This is a genomic window from Aeromonas sp. JL9, from assembly GCF_024436075.1.
Taxonomy (GTDB): Bacteria; Pseudomonadota; Gammaproteobacteria; order Enterobacterales; family Aeromonadaceae; genus Aeromonas; species Aeromonas veronii.
Window position 1 is genome coordinate 21,261 of the sequence record NZ_JANFNV010000037.1, and the last position, 15,978, is coordinate 37,238.

Consider the following 15,978-nt stretch of genomic DNA (forward strand, 5'->3'; position numbering starts at 1 on the left):
CCTCAACAAAAGAGAATAAAAAAGGGCAGACCCTAGTCTGCCCTTTTTTTCGTTGCAGGGCAGCGTCTGCCCGCGCATTTCCCGCCGTTAGCGGATATAGCGGCCCGATTCCGCCTCCTGATTGGTCACAATCATCTGGCCGATGGGCGCCAGACTGATGAGTGCCAGCTTGAGGTGCTGGATACCGAACGGGATACCGATAATGGTCACGAAGCAGGCCAGCGCGGAAGCGATGTGGCCGATGGCGAGCCAAACACCGATCAGCACGAACCAGAGGATATTGCCAATCAGCCCCAGAGTGCCGGTGCCGATATCGCTCTGGCCTGTCATGGTTTTGCGATTGACCGCCTGCTTGCCAAACGGGAAGAAGGTAAAGGTGCCGATCACGAAGCAGGCTCGTCCCCAGGGGATGCCGACCAGCGAGATAAAGCAGACAAGACCGGCCAGCCACCAGGCCAGGCCCATAAAGACACCTCCCAGTACAAACCAGAGCAGATTGAACAAGAAGCGGAAAAAGGCCATGTGAGTGACTCCAGATCATCAATTTGGTTGCCACCATAACGAGGGAGGGGTAGGGACGCAATGGTTGATTGGCCCAATCGCCATTTGGCTGGACAAATTGAGTCGCCGCTCGCAACGGTGGGCTGTTTTTCGGCGAAAGATGGGCAATAAAGCGGCGTTCGGATGAAAAAAGGTGAGCAAACGCAAAATTATTGCCATCGGATAGTTGAAGTCTGGCACCTCTCTCCCCATATAAAGGGCAGTTTTGCACGAATTGTGCTTGCACGCCGCTCAATGTGGGGGATGTGTGGCTCGACTCGACCAAAGTGCGCCGCTATAATGCCGCGTCATATTTTCTCATCACAAAGACATATCGTTGTCTTTATAAACAGGAAGACTCCGGGCTTTGCCCAGGGGCAATAAAGGGTCAGCACACAGTGCTGAGTTGAACGAGGTAGAAGAATGCAAGTTTCTGTAGAGACAACCCAGGGTCTGGAACGCCGTCTTACCATCACTGTACCGGCCGCTACCGTAGACGCCGCTGTGCGTAAAGAATTGAATGGCCTGGCCAAAACTCGTCGCATCGACGGTTTCCGTCCTGGCAAGGCTCCGGTTGCCATCATCAAGAAGATGTTCGGCGCCATGGCTCACGCCCGCGTTGCTGATGAAATGATGCAGAGCAACTTCATCAAAGCCATCATCGAAAACAAACTGAGCCCGGCCGGTGCCCCGACCATGGATCCGAAAGAGATCAAAGAAGGTCAGGATTTCGAATTCACCGCCACTTTTGAAGTGTATCCGGAGTTCGAAGTTGCAGGTCTCGAGACCATCAAGGTCGAGAAGCCGGTTGCTACCGTGAAGGATGAAGATCTGGCCAACATGATCGACACCCTGCGCAAGCAGCACGCTACCTGGGCTGATGCCGATGTTGCCGCTGCCAATGGCATGCGTGTGACCATGGACTTCGTCGGTTCCATCGACGGTGAAGAGTTCGACGGCGGCAAAGCTGAAGGCTTCAACCTGGTTCTGGGCGCTGGCCGTATGATCCCGGGCTTCGAAGACGCCATCATGGGCAAGAAAGCAGGCGACGAGTTCACCATCGAAGTGACCTTCCCGGCGGACTACCACGCTGAAAACCTGAAAGGCAAAGAAGCCAAGTTCGCTTCCAAGCTGATCAAGGTTGAAGAGCAGATCCTGCCTGAGCTGACCGAAGAGTTCGTGAAGCGTTTCGGTATCGAAAGCGGTTCTGTTGAAGAGCTGAAAGCCGAAGTGCGCAAGAACATGGAGCGCGAACTGGCTCAAGCCCTGAAAAACAGCGTGAAAGAGCAGGTTCTGAACGGTCTGGTTGAAGCCAACCAAATCGACCTGCCGAAAGCAGCCGTTGCTCAAGAGATCGACGCACTGCGTCAGCAGGCTCTGCAGCGCTTCGGCGGCTTCCAGGGCGGCAACGCTCCCGAGCTGCCGGCTGAACTGTTCCAGGCTCAAGCCGAGCGTCGTGTACGCGTAGGCCTGCTGCTGGGTGACGTGATCCGCACCAACGAGATCAAGGCTGACGATGCCCGTGTAAACAGCATCATCGAGTCCATGGCGACTGCCTACGAAGATCCGAAGGAAGTGATCGAGTACTACCAGAAGAACGAACAGATGCTGAACGGCGTTCGTAACCTGGCAGTAGAAGATCAAGCCATCGACCTGATCCTGTCCAAAGCGCAAGTGACCGAAAAAGAAGTTGCCTTTGACGAAGTGATCAACAAGTCTGGCGCCGCTGCCTAAGAACATTTGACTTAAGGTCAAGACTGTTAAGTATAATGGCTCGTGTGATCTCCACTCGGGCCATTTTATTTTAGGGACAATGCCTTATGTACAAGAACTATAACGATATGACCGATTCTCCCAGCAATGCGCTGGTCCCCATTGTGGTCGAACAGACTGCCAAGGGTGAACGTTCCTACGATATTTACTCCCGTCTGCTGAAAGAGCGGGTGATCTTCCTGACTGGTCAGGTTGAAGATCACATGGCCAATCTGGTGGTTGCCCAGCTGCTGTTCCTCGAGTCCGAGAATCCGGACAAGGACATCTATATCTACATCAACTCGCCGGGTGGTTCGGTGACTGCGGGCATGTCCATCTACGACACCATGCAGTTCATCAAGCCGGATGTCAGCACCGTCTGCATGGGGCAGGCCTGCTCCATGGGTGCCTTCCTGCTGGCTGGCGGTGCCAAGGGCAAGCGTTTCTGCCTGCCTAACGCCCGCGTGATGATCCACCAGCCGCTGGGTGGCTTCCAGGGTCAGGCATCTGATATCCAGATCCACGCCCAGGAGATCCTGAAGATCAAAAATACCCTGAACGAGCGCCTGGCGTTCCACACCGGTCAGGACATGGCTACCATCGAGCGTGACACCGATCGTGACAACTTCATGTCCGCCGAGCAGGCCGTGGCCTATGGTCTGGTAGACGGTGTCCTGAGCCAGCGTAGCTGAGCAGGGTGTCCCGGTCTGTTGTAAACTCAACAGGCCGATCCATCCTCTATTGATAAAACGAGGTTGCTGAATGACAGAGAAACGCAAGGGTGAGGGTGATAAGCTGCTCTACTGCTCTTTTTGCGGCAAAAGCCAGCATGAAGTGCGCAAGCTGATCGCTGGCCCTTCCGTCTACATATGTGATGAGTGCGTCGAGCTGTGCAACGACATCATCCGCGAAGAGATCCGCGAGATCTCTCCCAAGCGCGATGGTAACGAGCTGCCGACCCCTCATCAGATCCGCGCTCATCTCGATGACTATGTGATCGGGCAGGAGTACGCCAAGAAGGTGTTGGCCGTTGCCGTCTACAACCACTACAAGCGTCTGCGCAACAGCGGCGAAAACAGTGGTGTGGAGCTCGGCAAATCCAACATCCTGCTGATTGGCCCTACCGGTAGCGGCAAGACCCTGCTGGCCGAGACTCTGGCTCGTCTGCTGGATGTGCCGTTCACCATGGCCGATGCGACCACCCTGACCGAAGCCGGTTATGTGGGCGAGGACGTGGAAAACATCATCCAGAAGCTGCTGCAAAAGTGCGACTACGACGTAGAGAAGGCCCAGCGTGGCATCGTCTACATCGACGAGATCGACAAGATCTCTCGCAAGTCGGACAACCCCTCCATCACCCGCGATGTCTCCGGGGAAGGGGTACAGCAGGCACTGCTCAAGCTGATCGAAGGGACCATCGCTTCCGTGCCGCCGCAAGGTGGTCGCAAGCATCCGCAGCAGGAGTTCTTGCAGGTTGATACCTCCAAGATCCTCTTCATCTGTGGCGGTGCTTTTGCCGGTCTGGACAAGGTGATCGAGCAGCGTTCCGTGAAGGGAACCGGTATCGGTTTTGGCGCCGAGGTGAAATCCAAGGATGCCAAGGCCACCCTGAGCGAAACCTTCGCCAAGGTGGAGCCGGAAGATCTGATCAAATATGGTCTGATCCCCGAGTTCATCGGCCGTCTGCCGGTGGTCGCGACTCTGACCGAGCTGGATGAGTCTGCGCTTATCCAGATCCTGAAAGAGCCGAAAAACGCGTTGACCAAACAGTACGCTGCGTTGTTCGACCTGGAAGGGGTTGAGCTGGAGTTCCGTGACGACGCGCTCAACGCCATTGCCCGCAAGGCGATGGAGCGTAAAACCGGTGCTCGTGGTCTGCGTTCCATTGTGGAGGCGGTTCTGCTGGATACCATGTATGACCTGCCTTCTCTGGAAGGGGTCAGCAAGGTGGTGATCGACGAGACCGTGATCAAAGGGGACTCTGCGCCCTTGATGATCTACGAGAATCCCGAAACCCAAGCTGCTGCATCAGAGTAAATGTCTGATTTTTAATCAAATGGAAGGGGCTTTTTGCCCCTTTCATGCTTTTTACGGTTTCGGCGATTGAATCTCATCTCAGCGCCCCCATATACTCAGCCAAGCGCTTTGCCAACGGTATAACAAGCCGAGAGGACATATATGAACCTAGAGCGTTCAGAACGCATCGAGATTCCCGTCCTGCCTCTTCGTGACGTGGTGGTTTATCCCCACATGGTCATTCCACTCTTTGTGGGGCGGGAAAAATCCATTCGCTGTCTGGAAGCGGCCATGGAGCAGGATAAGAAAGTTCTGCTGGTGGCCCAGAAGGATGCGTCAACCGATGAGCCGACTGTGGAGGAGATCTTCACCGTCGGGACAGTGGCCAATATTCTGCAGATGCTCAAGCTGCCGGACGGCACCGTCAAGGTGCTGGTAGAGGGGGGACAGCGTGCCCGCCTGGAGCGGATGATCGACGACAAGGATTTCTTTGTCTGCGAGGCCCAGTACATTCCCTCCCAAGCCATTGAGGAGAAGGATCAGGAAGTGCTGGTTCGCTCCGCTATCGGCCAGTTTGAAGGCTATATCAAGCTCAACAAGAAGATCCCGCCCGAGGTACTGACCTCGATCTCGGCGATCGACGATGCTGCGCGTCTTGCTGACACCATGGCGGCCCACATGCCGCTCAAGCTGGAAGACAAGCAGAAGGTGCTGGAGATCGTCTCGGTATCCGAGCGCATCGAGTTCCTGATGGCGATGATGGAGTCGGAAATTGACCTGCTGCAGGTCGAGAAGCGCATCCGTACTCGCGTCAAGAAGCAGATGGAAAAGAGCCAGCGCGAGTATTACCTCAACGAGCAGATGAAGGCCATCCAGAAAGAGCTGGGTGAGCTGGAAGATAGCCCGGATGAGTTTGAAGCCCTCAATCGCAAGATTGAAGAGGCTGGCATGCCGGAAGATGCCCGTGAAAAGGCCCAGGCCGAGCTTGCCAAGCTGAAGATGATGTCTCCCATGTCCGCCGAGGCTACCGTGGTTCGCAGCTATGTGGACTGGATGGTACAGGTGCCGTGGAAGGCGCGATCCAAGGTCAAGAAAGATCTTGGCAAGGCGCAAGAGGTGCTGGATGCCGATCACTATGGCCTCGAGAAGGTCAAGGATCGCATCCTCGAATATCTGGCGGTACAGGCACGGGTGAACAAGCTCAAGGGCCCTATCCTCTGTCTGGTTGGGCCTCCCGGTGTAGGCAAGACCTCGCTGGGCCAATCCATTGCCAAGGCGACAGGCCGCAAATATGTGCGGATGGCCCTCGGTGGGGTGCGTGACGAAGCGGAGATCCGCGGTCACCGCCGTACCTATATCGGTTCCATGCCCGGCAAGCTTATCCAGAAGATGGCGAAAGTTGGCGTGAAGAACCCGCTGTTCCTGCTCGACGAAATCGACAAGATGAGCTCGGACATGCGTGGCGATCCCGCATCCGCCTTGCTGGAAGTGCTTGATCCGGAACAGAACAACAGCTTCAACGATCACTATCTGGAAGTGGATTATGACCTGTCGGACGTCATGTTCGTGGCCACCTCCAACTCCATGAACATCCCCGGCCCCTTGCTGGACCGGATGGAAGTGATCCGTCTCTCCGGTTACACCGAAGATGAGAAGCTCAACATTGCCAAGCAGCATCTGGTTGCCAAGCAGATCCAGCGCAACGGCCTGAAAGAGTCCGAGATCACCATCGAAGATTCTGCCCTGGTCGGAGTGATCCGTTACTACACCCGCGAGGCGGGGGTGCGGAGTCTGGAGCGCGAGATCTCCAAGATTTGTCGCAAGGCGGTCAAGCGCATCCTGCTGGACAAGAGCATCAAGCATGTTCAGGTCAATCAGGAGAACCTCAAGGAGTTCCTCGGGGTGCAGCGTTTCGATTACGGCAAGGCCACCGACCAGAATCAAGTGGGTCAGGTGTGTGGTCTGGCGTGGACCGAAGTGGGGGGCGATCTGCTCACCATCGAGACCACCAACATGCCGGGCAAGGGCAAGCTCACTTATACCGGTTCCCTCGGTGACGTGATGCAGGAGTCCATCCAGGCGGCCATGACGGTGGTACGAGCCCGTGCCGAGAAGCTGCGCATCAACGCCGATTTCTACGAGAAGCGCGATATCCACGTGCACGTACCGGAAGGGGCTACCCCGAAAGATGGTCCGAGCGCCGGTATCGCTATGTGTACTGCCCTGGTCTCCAGCTTGACCGGTAATCCGGTTCGTGCTGATGTGGCGATGACAGGGGAGATCACCTTGCGCGGCGAAGTGCTGCCCATCGGTGGTCTCAAGGAGAAGTTGCTGGCAGCCCACCGTGGCGGCATCAAGCGAGTGCTTATTCCGAAAGAGAACGAGCGTGACCTTGAGGAGATCCCGGCAAACGTCAAACAAGACCTTGAAATTTATCCGGTTCGCTGGATTGACGAGGTGCTGGAATTGGCGTTGCAGGACAATCCACAGGGGTTTGAGCGCGTTTCTGTCGTGTAAATGTTGATGCGCCGCAAATTTGGCGCATTCGGCGGGTGGTTAAGGCTTGCATGCGCCCGATAACGGAAGTAGCCTTGACCACCGATCGGGTACTCGTGATGAGTCGCAATGCGTTGTGTGGCGCGGGTTTGCGCCAGATTGTCACTTGCAACTGATCAGGAGGCTTGCTATAAAACCTCCACTTGTTGTGGCCAGGGAAATCAGCGCCGCAGCGGTGTTTGATAAAAGGGGAATATAAGAGTGAATAAATCTCAACTGATTGACAAGATTGCAGACGGTGCCGATATCTCCAAAGCTGCCGCTGGCCGTGCGTTGGATGCCTTCATTGATGCTGTTGGTGAAGCGCTGAAAGAGGGTGACCAGGTTGCTCTGGTTGGTTTCGGTACTTTCGCTGTACGCGAGCGTGCTGCCCGTTCAGGCCGTAACCCGCAGACTGGCGCGACCATCGAAATCGCTGCTGGTAAAGTTCCTGCCTTCAAAGCCGGTAAGGCCCTGAAAGACGCTGTTAACTAAGTCGGTCGCTGATATCCGTCGGCTACCGTCCTTGGTCGCAGACCAGACAAGTTAGAGAGTCTTCTCTCATACTGATTGACCAAGGCGCATCGCAATCGGTGCGCCTTTTTATTGTTTACGCCCATCGAGTTCGGGAGCATAAGTACAAACATGATGTTGGATAAACTACGCGAAGGGGCGCAGGGCAAGGTAGCCAAGGTTATCTTGGGCCTGATCATCCTCTCCTTTGCCTTGGCTGGTGTAGGTAGTTACCTGAACGGCCCGGCCCGTACCGCCCCCGCCACCGTCAATGGCACCGAGATCAGTGCTGCGGCACTGGAAAATGCCTACCGTAACGAGCGCGCCCGCATGGAATCCCAGATGGGAGAGGCATTCAGCCAGCTGGCCGCGAACCCCGATTACATGAAACAGTTCCGCCGCGGCGTGCTGGATCGGCTGATCGATCAGGCGCTGCTGGACAGCAAGGCCCGTGAATTGGGTCTGCGTATCAGCGATGAACAGATCAAGCAAGCCATCGTGGCCATGCCGGAGTTTGCCGAGAACGGCAAGTTCAACAATGACCGCTATCTGCAGCTGATCCGTCGTGCCGGCATGACTCCTGAAATGTTCCGTGACTCCCTGCGTCAGGACATGGTGCGTCAACAGTTGATGAGCGCCCTGCTGGGCACCGAATTCTCCCTCAAGGGTGAAGCGGAGCAGCTCGACAAGCTCTACAACCAGACTCGCGATCTGCGTCTGGTGCGTCTGGCTGCCGCCAACTACATGGCTGATGTTCAGGTCTCCGACAACGAGCTGGAGCAGTACTACAAGACCAATGGCGCCCGTTTCATGAACGACGAGCAGGTCAAGGTCGACTATCTGCTGCTGGACGCCGCCAACCTCGCCAAGGATATCAAGGTCACCGAGCAGGATGCCCAGGATTACTACGATCAGCACCAGGATCTGTTCCAGCGTGCCGAACGTCGCCACGTGGCTCACATCCTGATCCCGTTTGGCAAGGATGAGAAAGCGGCCGAGCAGAAAGCAGAAGCCGTGCTGGCCAAAGCCAAGGCGGGCGATGATTTCGCTGCGCTGGCCAAGGCTGACTCTTCCGATACCTTTTCTGCCAAAAAAGGCGGCGAGCTGGACTGGTTCGAGAAAGGGGTGATGGATCCGGCCTTCGAGAAAGCCGCGTTCGCCCTGAACAAGGCTGGCGATCTCTCCGGCGTGGTGAAGAGCCCGTTCGGTTTCCACATCATCAAGCTGCTGGGGGTTGAAGCAGCCCAGACCAAGCCGTTTGCCGATGTGAAAGAAGAGACCATCACTCGTCTGCAAGCTGACAAGGCCAAGGAGAAGTTCTTCGCCGAGCAGCAGAAGATGGCTGACAACAGCTTCGAAAACCCGGACTCGCTGGATCTGACCGCTGATGCCATGGGGATGAAGGTTCAATCTTCCGATTTCTTCACCCAGGCGACTGCTCCGGCTCCGCTGAACGATCCCAAGGTGCTCTCCGTGGCGTTCTCCGAACAGCTGCGCGATGACAACACCAACTCCGACGTGATCGAGCTGGCTGACGGCAAGGCGCTGGTGCTGCACATCACTGGTCACAAGCCCAAAGCGGTCAAGCCGCTGGCCGAGGTGAAAGAGCAGGTGATTGCCGCCATCAAGCATGACAAGGCTAGCGAAGTGGCCCGTGGCAAGGCCCAGGGCCTGCTGGACAAGCTGAAAGTCGGTGAGAGCATCACCGCCGATCTGACTGCACTCGGTCTGAAAGTGGAGACCCACAAAGGGGTTGCCCGCTTCGATCGCGAGCTGGATCAGAACCTGATTGCCCAGGCGTTCACGCTGCCCCATCCGATCGACGGCAAGCCGAGCGTGGCTCTGGTTGCCGAGACCAATGGTGACCGCGTTGTAGTTGCGCTGGACAAGGTCAACGTCCCTGCCGCCGCATCCGGTATGGCTGCCATGCTGCAAGCTCAGCTGGGTCAGGGCAAAGCTCAGATGGATTACAAGTCTCTGATCGACGAGTTGCGCAAAGCAGCCAAGATCGAGTACTTCACCAGTGTGGAAGCGACCGTCGAGTAATCGGCACTGTGCAATCCATTGAGAACGGCTCCGTGATGGAGCCGTTTTTTATTGGCTATGTCTCTATGAACTGTTCATGAGAGTCCTAGCGTCTCATGCAGCCATGCATTTATATTCAACACCCTCATGTGATCTACAGTATCCTGCGTCAACCCAGATAATTCCTTAGGTAGTGAGCCGCCACGCCATGGCCGTGCGCCATCCCATTCTTTCAACTTATGCTGATAGTCGTTTACATGCTGAATGTGATACGCACCGGCCACTTACTTACCCTGATGATTGCGCACTCCTGGATGAGTCATACCTTGCACTGTGTGGAAACTGGCATACACACCAGCACACAGTACCGCATCTGGGGAAACTAGAATCTTCAAGACAGCTCTCACCGTCTCGGTATTCTTCTTTTCCAACTAAAACGCCGTATCTTGGATCTCCCTGTTCTTTAACCGCCATCACCGTGATGTAATCCGGCCAGGCTCTGTTGGTTCGCCCCTCGTCACTATGATCCTACTCGGTTGCGCTCATCTAAGTTGTTCTAGAACGATTCGAAGAAGAGGGCTTCATCTACTTTAGCGATGCTATTTTCCCTTGCGCCCTGGTGGAGCTGCAGAGCTTGGCGCGGCGGGATTAGCGCCCCTTCTTGCCGACCATGATGGCGATTGTCTTGCCGATGATATGCACATCCTGCACCAGCCAGCGCCAGGGGTGGAGCAGGGCGACCGAGTAGGCCAGATCGAACGCCAGCTTGCTGCGCACATCATCCAGCGACTCGTCGTAACCCTGATTGACCTGTGCCAGACCGGTAATACCGGGGGCCACTTCATAGGTGCGTTCGATAAAGTACGGCACCGCATCTTCCAGCCGGTTGGCGATCCCGGGTCGCTCCGGGCGGGGGCCTATCAGCGACATCTCCCCCTTGAGCACATTGATAAACTGCGGCAGCTCATCGAGCCGGGTTTTGCGCAGAAAGTCGCCGCTGCGGGTGATCCGGATGTCCCCCTTGCCACACCAGACCGGCCCAGTGGCCGCCTCGGCGTCGGCGCGCATGGTGCGAAACTTGATCATGAAAAAGAGCTCGGTATGGGTGGCGTGGCTGCGCCCGATCCGCAGCTGACGAAAGAACACCGGGCCCGGGCTATCGAGTCGGATGGCCAGCATGATCAGTGGCCACAGCGGCAGCGTCAGCAGCAGGCCAAGAGTGGCACCGAGCAGATCCATGCTGCGTTTGACCACCAGGGTCAATCTTGGAATGGGGTGTGTCATACGGCTTTCTCCTGTGACATGAAACGTATGGGGGCGCGCAGGCAGTAGCGCAGGGTGCCCATGCCGTTGTACCAGTGTCCGAGTACCAGATAGTGGATCTTGCGAAACAGATTGGGCCAGGGGTGCACAGGGGTCAGCTGGATCAAGATGACCAGCAGATACCCCAGCAGTTGCAGCCCCAGCAGCAGTTGAAATAGCAGGGATTGGGTGGCCAGCGGGATGGCGCAGAGCCACAGCAGGGTCAGGCAGAGCGGCATCAACACCCGCAGCCCCTTGCCACTGGCAAAGTTGAAGGCAACCCAGCCGAACTTGGGGTGCAGCAGGGGCAGTAACCGCAACAGCTGCTGGGTATTGCCTGCCCCGATCCGCTTGCGCCGTGTCGCCTCCAGCGCGGCATTGGAAATTTCCAGCTCCAGTGCGGCGCAGCGATTGTCATAGACAGCGCGATACCCCTTGGCGATGGCCTGCATCGGCAGGATGAAATCGTCGTTGATGGTATCGGCGGCCAGCGGGGTGAGGCACTCCCGCCGCATCATGTAGAAGGCCCCGTGGGCACCCAGCATGCCGCCAAGGGCCGATTCGCAGAGTTTGATCTGGCTTTGATAGTGCCAGTAACTCTCCTCGCCCTGGGAGCCCGGTTGCCAGAAGCGGTACGCTTCCCCGACCACCCCTACCTTGGGATCGGCAAAATGGGCGATCGCCAGCAGCAGGCTGTCGATGGGCAGCAGGGCCGAGACATCGGTGAGGGCTACCAGATCGCTGTGCACCCGGGTCATGGCCTCGTTGAGCACGGCGACCTTGCCGCGATTGCGGGGGTGATCAAACAGCCTGATCTGCAACTGCTGCAGGGCGGGATCTCCGAGCTGGCTTAGCGCAATGGGATAACTGTTGTCGCTGCAACCATCGAAATGCACATGCACCCACAGCTTGTCGGCGGGGTAATCGAGGCTGGCGAGGTTTTGCAGCTTGGCTGCGATGGTCGCCGCCTCGTTGTAGACCGGCATCAGCAGGGTGATGGTCGGCAGCGCCTCATCGGCGGCTGTTTTGAATCCCCGATCCAGTGGGCGGGGCGGATTGGCCACCTTGCGCGCCTGCCGACCACCGAATTTGAGCAGCAGGGGATAGCCGACATGGTGGTAGACCACCAGTACAGCGCACAGCCAGAACACGATCATGATCCATTCCATGGGATGCTCCTCTGGTCATCGGGTCGCTTGGTCAGCGGCTGTAAAGCTGCTGATAGGCCTGAGCCATCCGGCTCAAGCTGCTTTGCTGGCACACAAACTCTCGGGTGACGGCACGCAGGCTATGGCACTGCAGCAACCCTTGTGCCAGAAGCTGGGCAAGGCGGCCGGGATCCCGCTCCGACAGGATATGGCCGCTGGCCTGACAGACGATCTCTCTGGCCGCCCCCACATCGCTCATCACCACCGGTACCCCGCACGCCTGGGCTTCCAACACGCAGAGCGGCATCCCCTCCGCCAGCGAGGAGAGGCAGAAGAGATCCAGCCCCTGATAGAAGCGCGGCATGTTTTCGATCAGCCCCAGAAAATGGACCCGATGGGCGATCCCCAGTTGCTGACACTGTTGTTGCAACGCATTTTGCAAACTGCCGACCCCTGCCAACGCAAGATGCACCTCCTCCGGCAGGGCGCGGACAGCCTCCAGCAGCAAGGTATGCCCCTTGACCGACTCAAGGCGGGCGGCGCAGCCAATCAACTTGACTCCTTGCGGCAGCCCCATCTCCTGACGGGCGAGGGCGGCGGCGCCCGGGGCAAAGCGCTGCTCATCGATGCCGTTGGGGATCACGGTTGGAGACAACTGGCCCAGCTTGGCCAGCAGCTGGTTGGCCACCGGCGTGGCATCGGCCACCAGAATAGGCTTGAAGGCGCGGAGCCCCCACAGGGCCAGCGTGCGCTGATGGGGATCATCGAGATACCAGGCATCGTGCTCTGTGTGTACCAGAGTGGGCACCCGGGCCAGCCGACTGGCGAGGCCACCATAGAGCATGGGCCCCAGATGGTGGGTATGTACCGCGGCTGGCTTGAGCTGGTATAGCAGCCGGGTGAGCCGCCAGAGGGTTGCGATCGACCAGCCTGCGGGCTTTTCAAGGCAATGAATATTGCCTGCGAAGGGATGCAGGGCGGGCCATGCCCTTAACACATCCCCTTTGCGCCCTTCGAGGGAGATGATATGCACCGGTTGCTCGGCAGGGCTTGCCTGCGTGAGGTTGAGCACCATGGTCTCCAGCCCGCCGGGCTGCAGGTGCTGGACGATTTGTACGACAGGTTGAACAACAGGGTGTAAGACGGGCTGGGCGCTGGCGCTCCCGCGGGGATGGGGTTTGTGCGACGGGGTTGATGACAACATGGTTCGCGCTCCGGCAAGGGAAGGGGTGACACCCCGGATAGCGGGAGAATGCGAATCTTGTACCACTCTTGCGATCTGCCCACAGAGGGGATCAGCTCCTCTGGTGGCACTGCCTTTGCATCGTGCGGGGGGAGGGCCTTTCTCAGGGAGTGATGCCATGCCTGTCCAGTTCTATTACAACCTCTACATCATTCTCTTTGCCGCCTGGCGCCGTCGCTATCTGCTGGTGATCCCGGTACTGGTGATGCCGCTGGTGGGCGTGACGGTCGGCCTGCTCACCCCCAAGGAGTATGAGAGCCGCACCACCTTTATGGTGCCGCAAGATGCCAACCAGACCCCGACCCTCAAGGATCTGATCACTCAGGAGAGTCTCAAGGACCGCTTTGCGGTGCTCGAAGCCCTGCTGCGCAGCCGTTATGTACTGGACGGGGTGGCGCGGGATCGCGGTCTGGTCAATGACGAGACCCCGCCTGCCCAGCGCGATGCCATCATGGACTGGCTCTCGAGTGCCGTCTCGCTGCGGCTGATCGGCGATGAGGTGATCGAGATAAAGGTAAAAGCGGATTCGGCGGCCAACAGCGCCGGTTTGCTCGAAGCCATTTCGCGGCGCTTTTTCTTCAACCTGCTCAGCAAGGGGCGCCAGTCGGCGGAGTCGTCCGAACGTTTTCTGCAAAGCCAGCTCGACAGCCGCCGCAGCGAACTGCAAGCGGCCGAGCAGCTGCTCGCCGATTTTAAACGGGAGCATGCCAGCGCCTTGCCCCAGCAGCAGAGTACCAACGTCGCCCGTCTCTATGGCTTGCAGGAGCGTTATGCCGAGAGCCTGATCACCCTGCAGCAGGCCAAGGCCCGGGTCGATCAGCTATCGCTGGGGCAGGAGAGCCAGCTGGCCCGCCAACTGAATGAGAAGCTGCAGCTGATGCGTACCGAGCTGGTGTTGCTGCGGGCCCGCTACAGCGACGAGCACAGCAAGGTGCAGAGTCTGCGCTATCAGATTGACCAGTTGCAGCAGGAGTTCGAGCAGCTCAAATCCCAGCCGGATATGGCGCGCGGGCCCGAGTGGCAGTTGGCCCAGACGCAGTTGACGGAGGCGGAGCAAAACGCCGCCGGCTTGAAGAGCCAGCTGGATGGGCTGGACAAGGTGGTCGACTCCCAGGGGGATACCGAGCGCCAGCTCGCCGAGCTGGAGCGGGATCTGGCGGTCAAGCGCACCCTCTATCAGGATTTGCTGCTGCGCTATGAGAAGGCCAAGGTGACCGGCGATCTGGGCAACTTCGAGCAGGGGGAGCGGATCAAGGTGATCGACAAACCCTTTGCCCCCAGCAAGCCGAGCAACTACCCGCTCTGGCTGTTTCTGATGGCGGGCATTGTTGGCGGGCTGGGGCTAGGCTGCGGTCTGGCGCTGGTGGCCGAACTGGCGGATGCCAGCCTGCGCCGCTCCGATCAGCTGGCCGCCCTGGTCAAAGCACCGGTGCTAAGCCGCATTCCCTACTGCGAGCCGGTGCCGGACTATCCATCCCACAGTGATCATGCGCTGGATGGGCAGGTGTTGCCCATGTCACCAGAACCGGGGTGATTACCGTAAAACTGGCTACCAGCCGGAACCTGAATATGTCTGAAAAGGCCTTGTGATAAGGCCTTTTTTATAGTAGGCGCAGGTGCATTATATAAAGATGATTGGTGATTTTTTAATAAAACATTAATGTTGGTTCACGATGCTTGGAGGTTTTGGTTCAAATAGGCTTAAATTTTAATAATACAGCTTTGTACGTTTGGTGGTAGAGTTGCTTACCTACTTAATGTGGCGTAGGCCTTCGGAGATTAGTTCATGGATCGTGAGAAAAGCTTAATCAGGTCAAAAAGATCTGCAATAACCGTAGCTGAACTTTTAGCTAAAGAGGGGATTACTGCATTAGTACCTGGTGGTGGACTTGTTTATGACCTTACAAAGTCTTTAGTTCTACATAGTCGGAACTATTTCACTGATAGAACAGAAAATAGATTGGAAGAGTTCCATAAGGCATTGTTAAATGATAGTCAGGATGAAAATAAAGTTAAAGACTTTATTAATAAAGAATTCGATTTGGGTGATTACTATGCAGTTTTGTCTTCTTGCATTCAAGATATAGAGAATGAAAAGGTTTTAATATATGCAAAATTGATGAAAGGTATAATTGAGCAAGAAATTGGAGCCAAGATTAAACGGCATTTTATTACGTCGTGTAAAGACCTAACCTTTACCGAATTATGCTTTTTGAAAGAGTTATATATAAACTCGAAATTTGATTTAATGACCGTTGGTGGTATAAATCAACAGATTTCAGGCTTATTGAAAATCAAAGATTTATTTCAAAGCATAACGATTAACAAATTAATTCAGTTTGGTTACATAGATAAAGATGGTTCAAAAATCACTTCTATTTCTGAGGAACTCATTGAGGTAATTTTTGATAAAGAGTCACTTTTACCGAAGTCATTAGGTAGAACTGAATATTCAGGCATGAATTTTTTAATCGTTAGCTATCAACTAGGTGATGCTGTTCATAATAAAGTTGCTATGGATATACAAGAATCCTTATGGTCGCTTCAAATAAAGTCTGCAATTCACATCTTAGATGATAACTATATCAGGGGTATGAATCTCTATAGTGCAGCTGTTCTTATTGTTGATGAAAAAGAAATTGACGGAAAATACATAAACCCACTTATGAAGTTTTCAGATAGAAAGCCGTTATTGAAGATTAATATCTCTAATAGTGGAAAATCCAATCATGTTGGAGAAGTACGTTTCTATGATGAGTTGAATCTTGACTCTTTAGAAAGAGCCGCAATTAGCAAAGCTATTTCGGCGTATATATCAACCATAAGTTGTACAGATCTAGTTATCACCTGACACCGGCCTCAAACCGGTGTCTTGTTTACGCTACTTTAGTGCGCACTTCCTTC

General features: G+C 55.9%; 12 protein-coding genes. 8 read left to right on the forward strand and 4 right to left on the reverse strand.

The features are described 5' to 3' along the window. Positions 1–87: 87 nt before the first annotated feature. Entirely contained in the window at positions 88–522 is a 435-nt protein-coding gene (locus NOM06_RS18765) for a YccF domain-containing protein (RefSeq protein ID WP_005336982.1), read from the reverse strand. Between the two features lie 441 nt (positions 523–963). On the opposite strand from NOM06_RS18765, the gene tig reads away from it, so the two are divergent. The 6 genes from tig (at position 964) to ppiD (ending at position 9,402) form a co-directional block, all read left to right on the forward strand. After that, positions 964–2,274, forward strand: a complete 1,311-nt coding sequence (tig, locus tag NOM06_RS18770; RefSeq protein ID WP_005336981.1) for a trigger factor — start codon at positions 964–966, stop codon at positions 2,272–2,274. A gap of 86 nt (positions 2,275–2,360) precedes the next feature. Next, positions 2,361–2,984, forward strand: a complete 624-nt coding sequence (clpP, locus tag NOM06_RS18775) for an ATP-dependent Clp endopeptidase proteolytic subunit ClpP (protein WP_005336979.1) — start codon at positions 2,361–2,363, stop codon at positions 2,982–2,984. A gap of 70 nt (positions 2,985–3,054) precedes the next feature. After that, positions 3,055–4,329 carry an ATP-dependent protease ATP-binding subunit ClpX gene (gene clpX, locus NOM06_RS18780; RefSeq protein ID WP_005336977.1) on the forward strand — a complete coding sequence of 425 codons (1,275 nt, stop codon included), beginning with the start codon at positions 3,055–3,057 and terminating at the stop codon, positions 4,327–4,329. 141 nt (positions 4,330–4,470) lie between these two features. Then, positions 4,471–6,825 carry an endopeptidase La gene (gene lon / locus NOM06_RS18785; RefSeq protein WP_005336976.1) on the forward strand — a complete coding sequence of 785 codons (2,355 nt, stop codon included), beginning with the start codon at positions 4,471–4,473 and terminating at the stop codon, positions 6,823–6,825. A gap of 240 nt (positions 6,826–7,065) precedes the next feature. Next, on the forward strand, positions 7,066–7,338 hold the full coding sequence (gene hupB / locus NOM06_RS18790; protein WP_005315375.1) for a nucleoid-associated protein HU-beta: 273 nt from the start codon (positions 7,066–7,068) through the stop codon (positions 7,336–7,338). Between the two features lie 150 nt (positions 7,339–7,488). Next, the gene (gene ppiD / locus NOM06_RS18795) at positions 7,489–9,402 is read left to right on the forward strand and encodes a peptidylprolyl isomerase (protein WP_245094445.1); all 1,914 of its coding nucleotides are present in this window, start codon (positions 7,489–7,491) and stop codon (positions 9,400–9,402) included. Between the two features lie 627 nt (positions 9,403–10,029). On the opposite strand, the gene NOM06_RS18800 is transcribed toward ppiD, so the two are convergent. Genes NOM06_RS18800 through NOM06_RS18810 form a run of 3 tightly spaced genes read right to left on the reverse strand, consistent with a single transcriptional unit; the run spans position 10,030 to position 13,035 of the window. Continuing rightward, positions 10,030–10,665, reverse strand: a complete 636-nt coding sequence (locus NOM06_RS18800) for a sugar transferase (protein ID WP_255912719.1) — start codon at positions 10,663–10,665, stop codon at positions 10,030–10,032. After that, positions 10,662–11,852: a glycosyltransferase family 2 protein gene (locus tag NOM06_RS18805; RefSeq protein ID WP_255912720.1), complete on the reverse strand. Its 1,191-nt coding sequence runs from the start codon at positions 11,850–11,852 to the stop codon at positions 10,662–10,664. Before NOM06_RS18805 ends, NOM06_RS18800 begins: the two co-directional genes overlap by 4 nt. Before the next feature lie 31 nt (positions 11,853–11,883). Beyond that, entirely contained in the window at positions 11,884–13,035 is a 1,152-nt protein-coding gene (locus NOM06_RS18810; RefSeq protein ID WP_255912721.1) for a glycosyltransferase, read from the reverse strand. Between the two features lie 157 nt (positions 13,036–13,192). On the opposite strand from NOM06_RS18810, the gene NOM06_RS18815 reads away from it, so the two are divergent. Then, on the forward strand, positions 13,193–14,608 hold the full coding sequence (locus tag NOM06_RS18815; protein ID WP_255912722.1) for a GNVR domain-containing protein: 1,416 nt from the start codon (positions 13,193–13,195) through the stop codon (positions 14,606–14,608). 252 nt (positions 14,609–14,860) lie between these two features. Beyond that, positions 14,861–15,925, forward strand: coding sequence for a hypothetical protein (locus tag NOM06_RS18820; protein ID WP_255912723.1), 1,065 nt, complete (start codon positions 14,861–14,863; stop codon positions 15,923–15,925). The last annotated feature ends 53 nt before the right edge of the window (positions 15,926–15,978 follow it).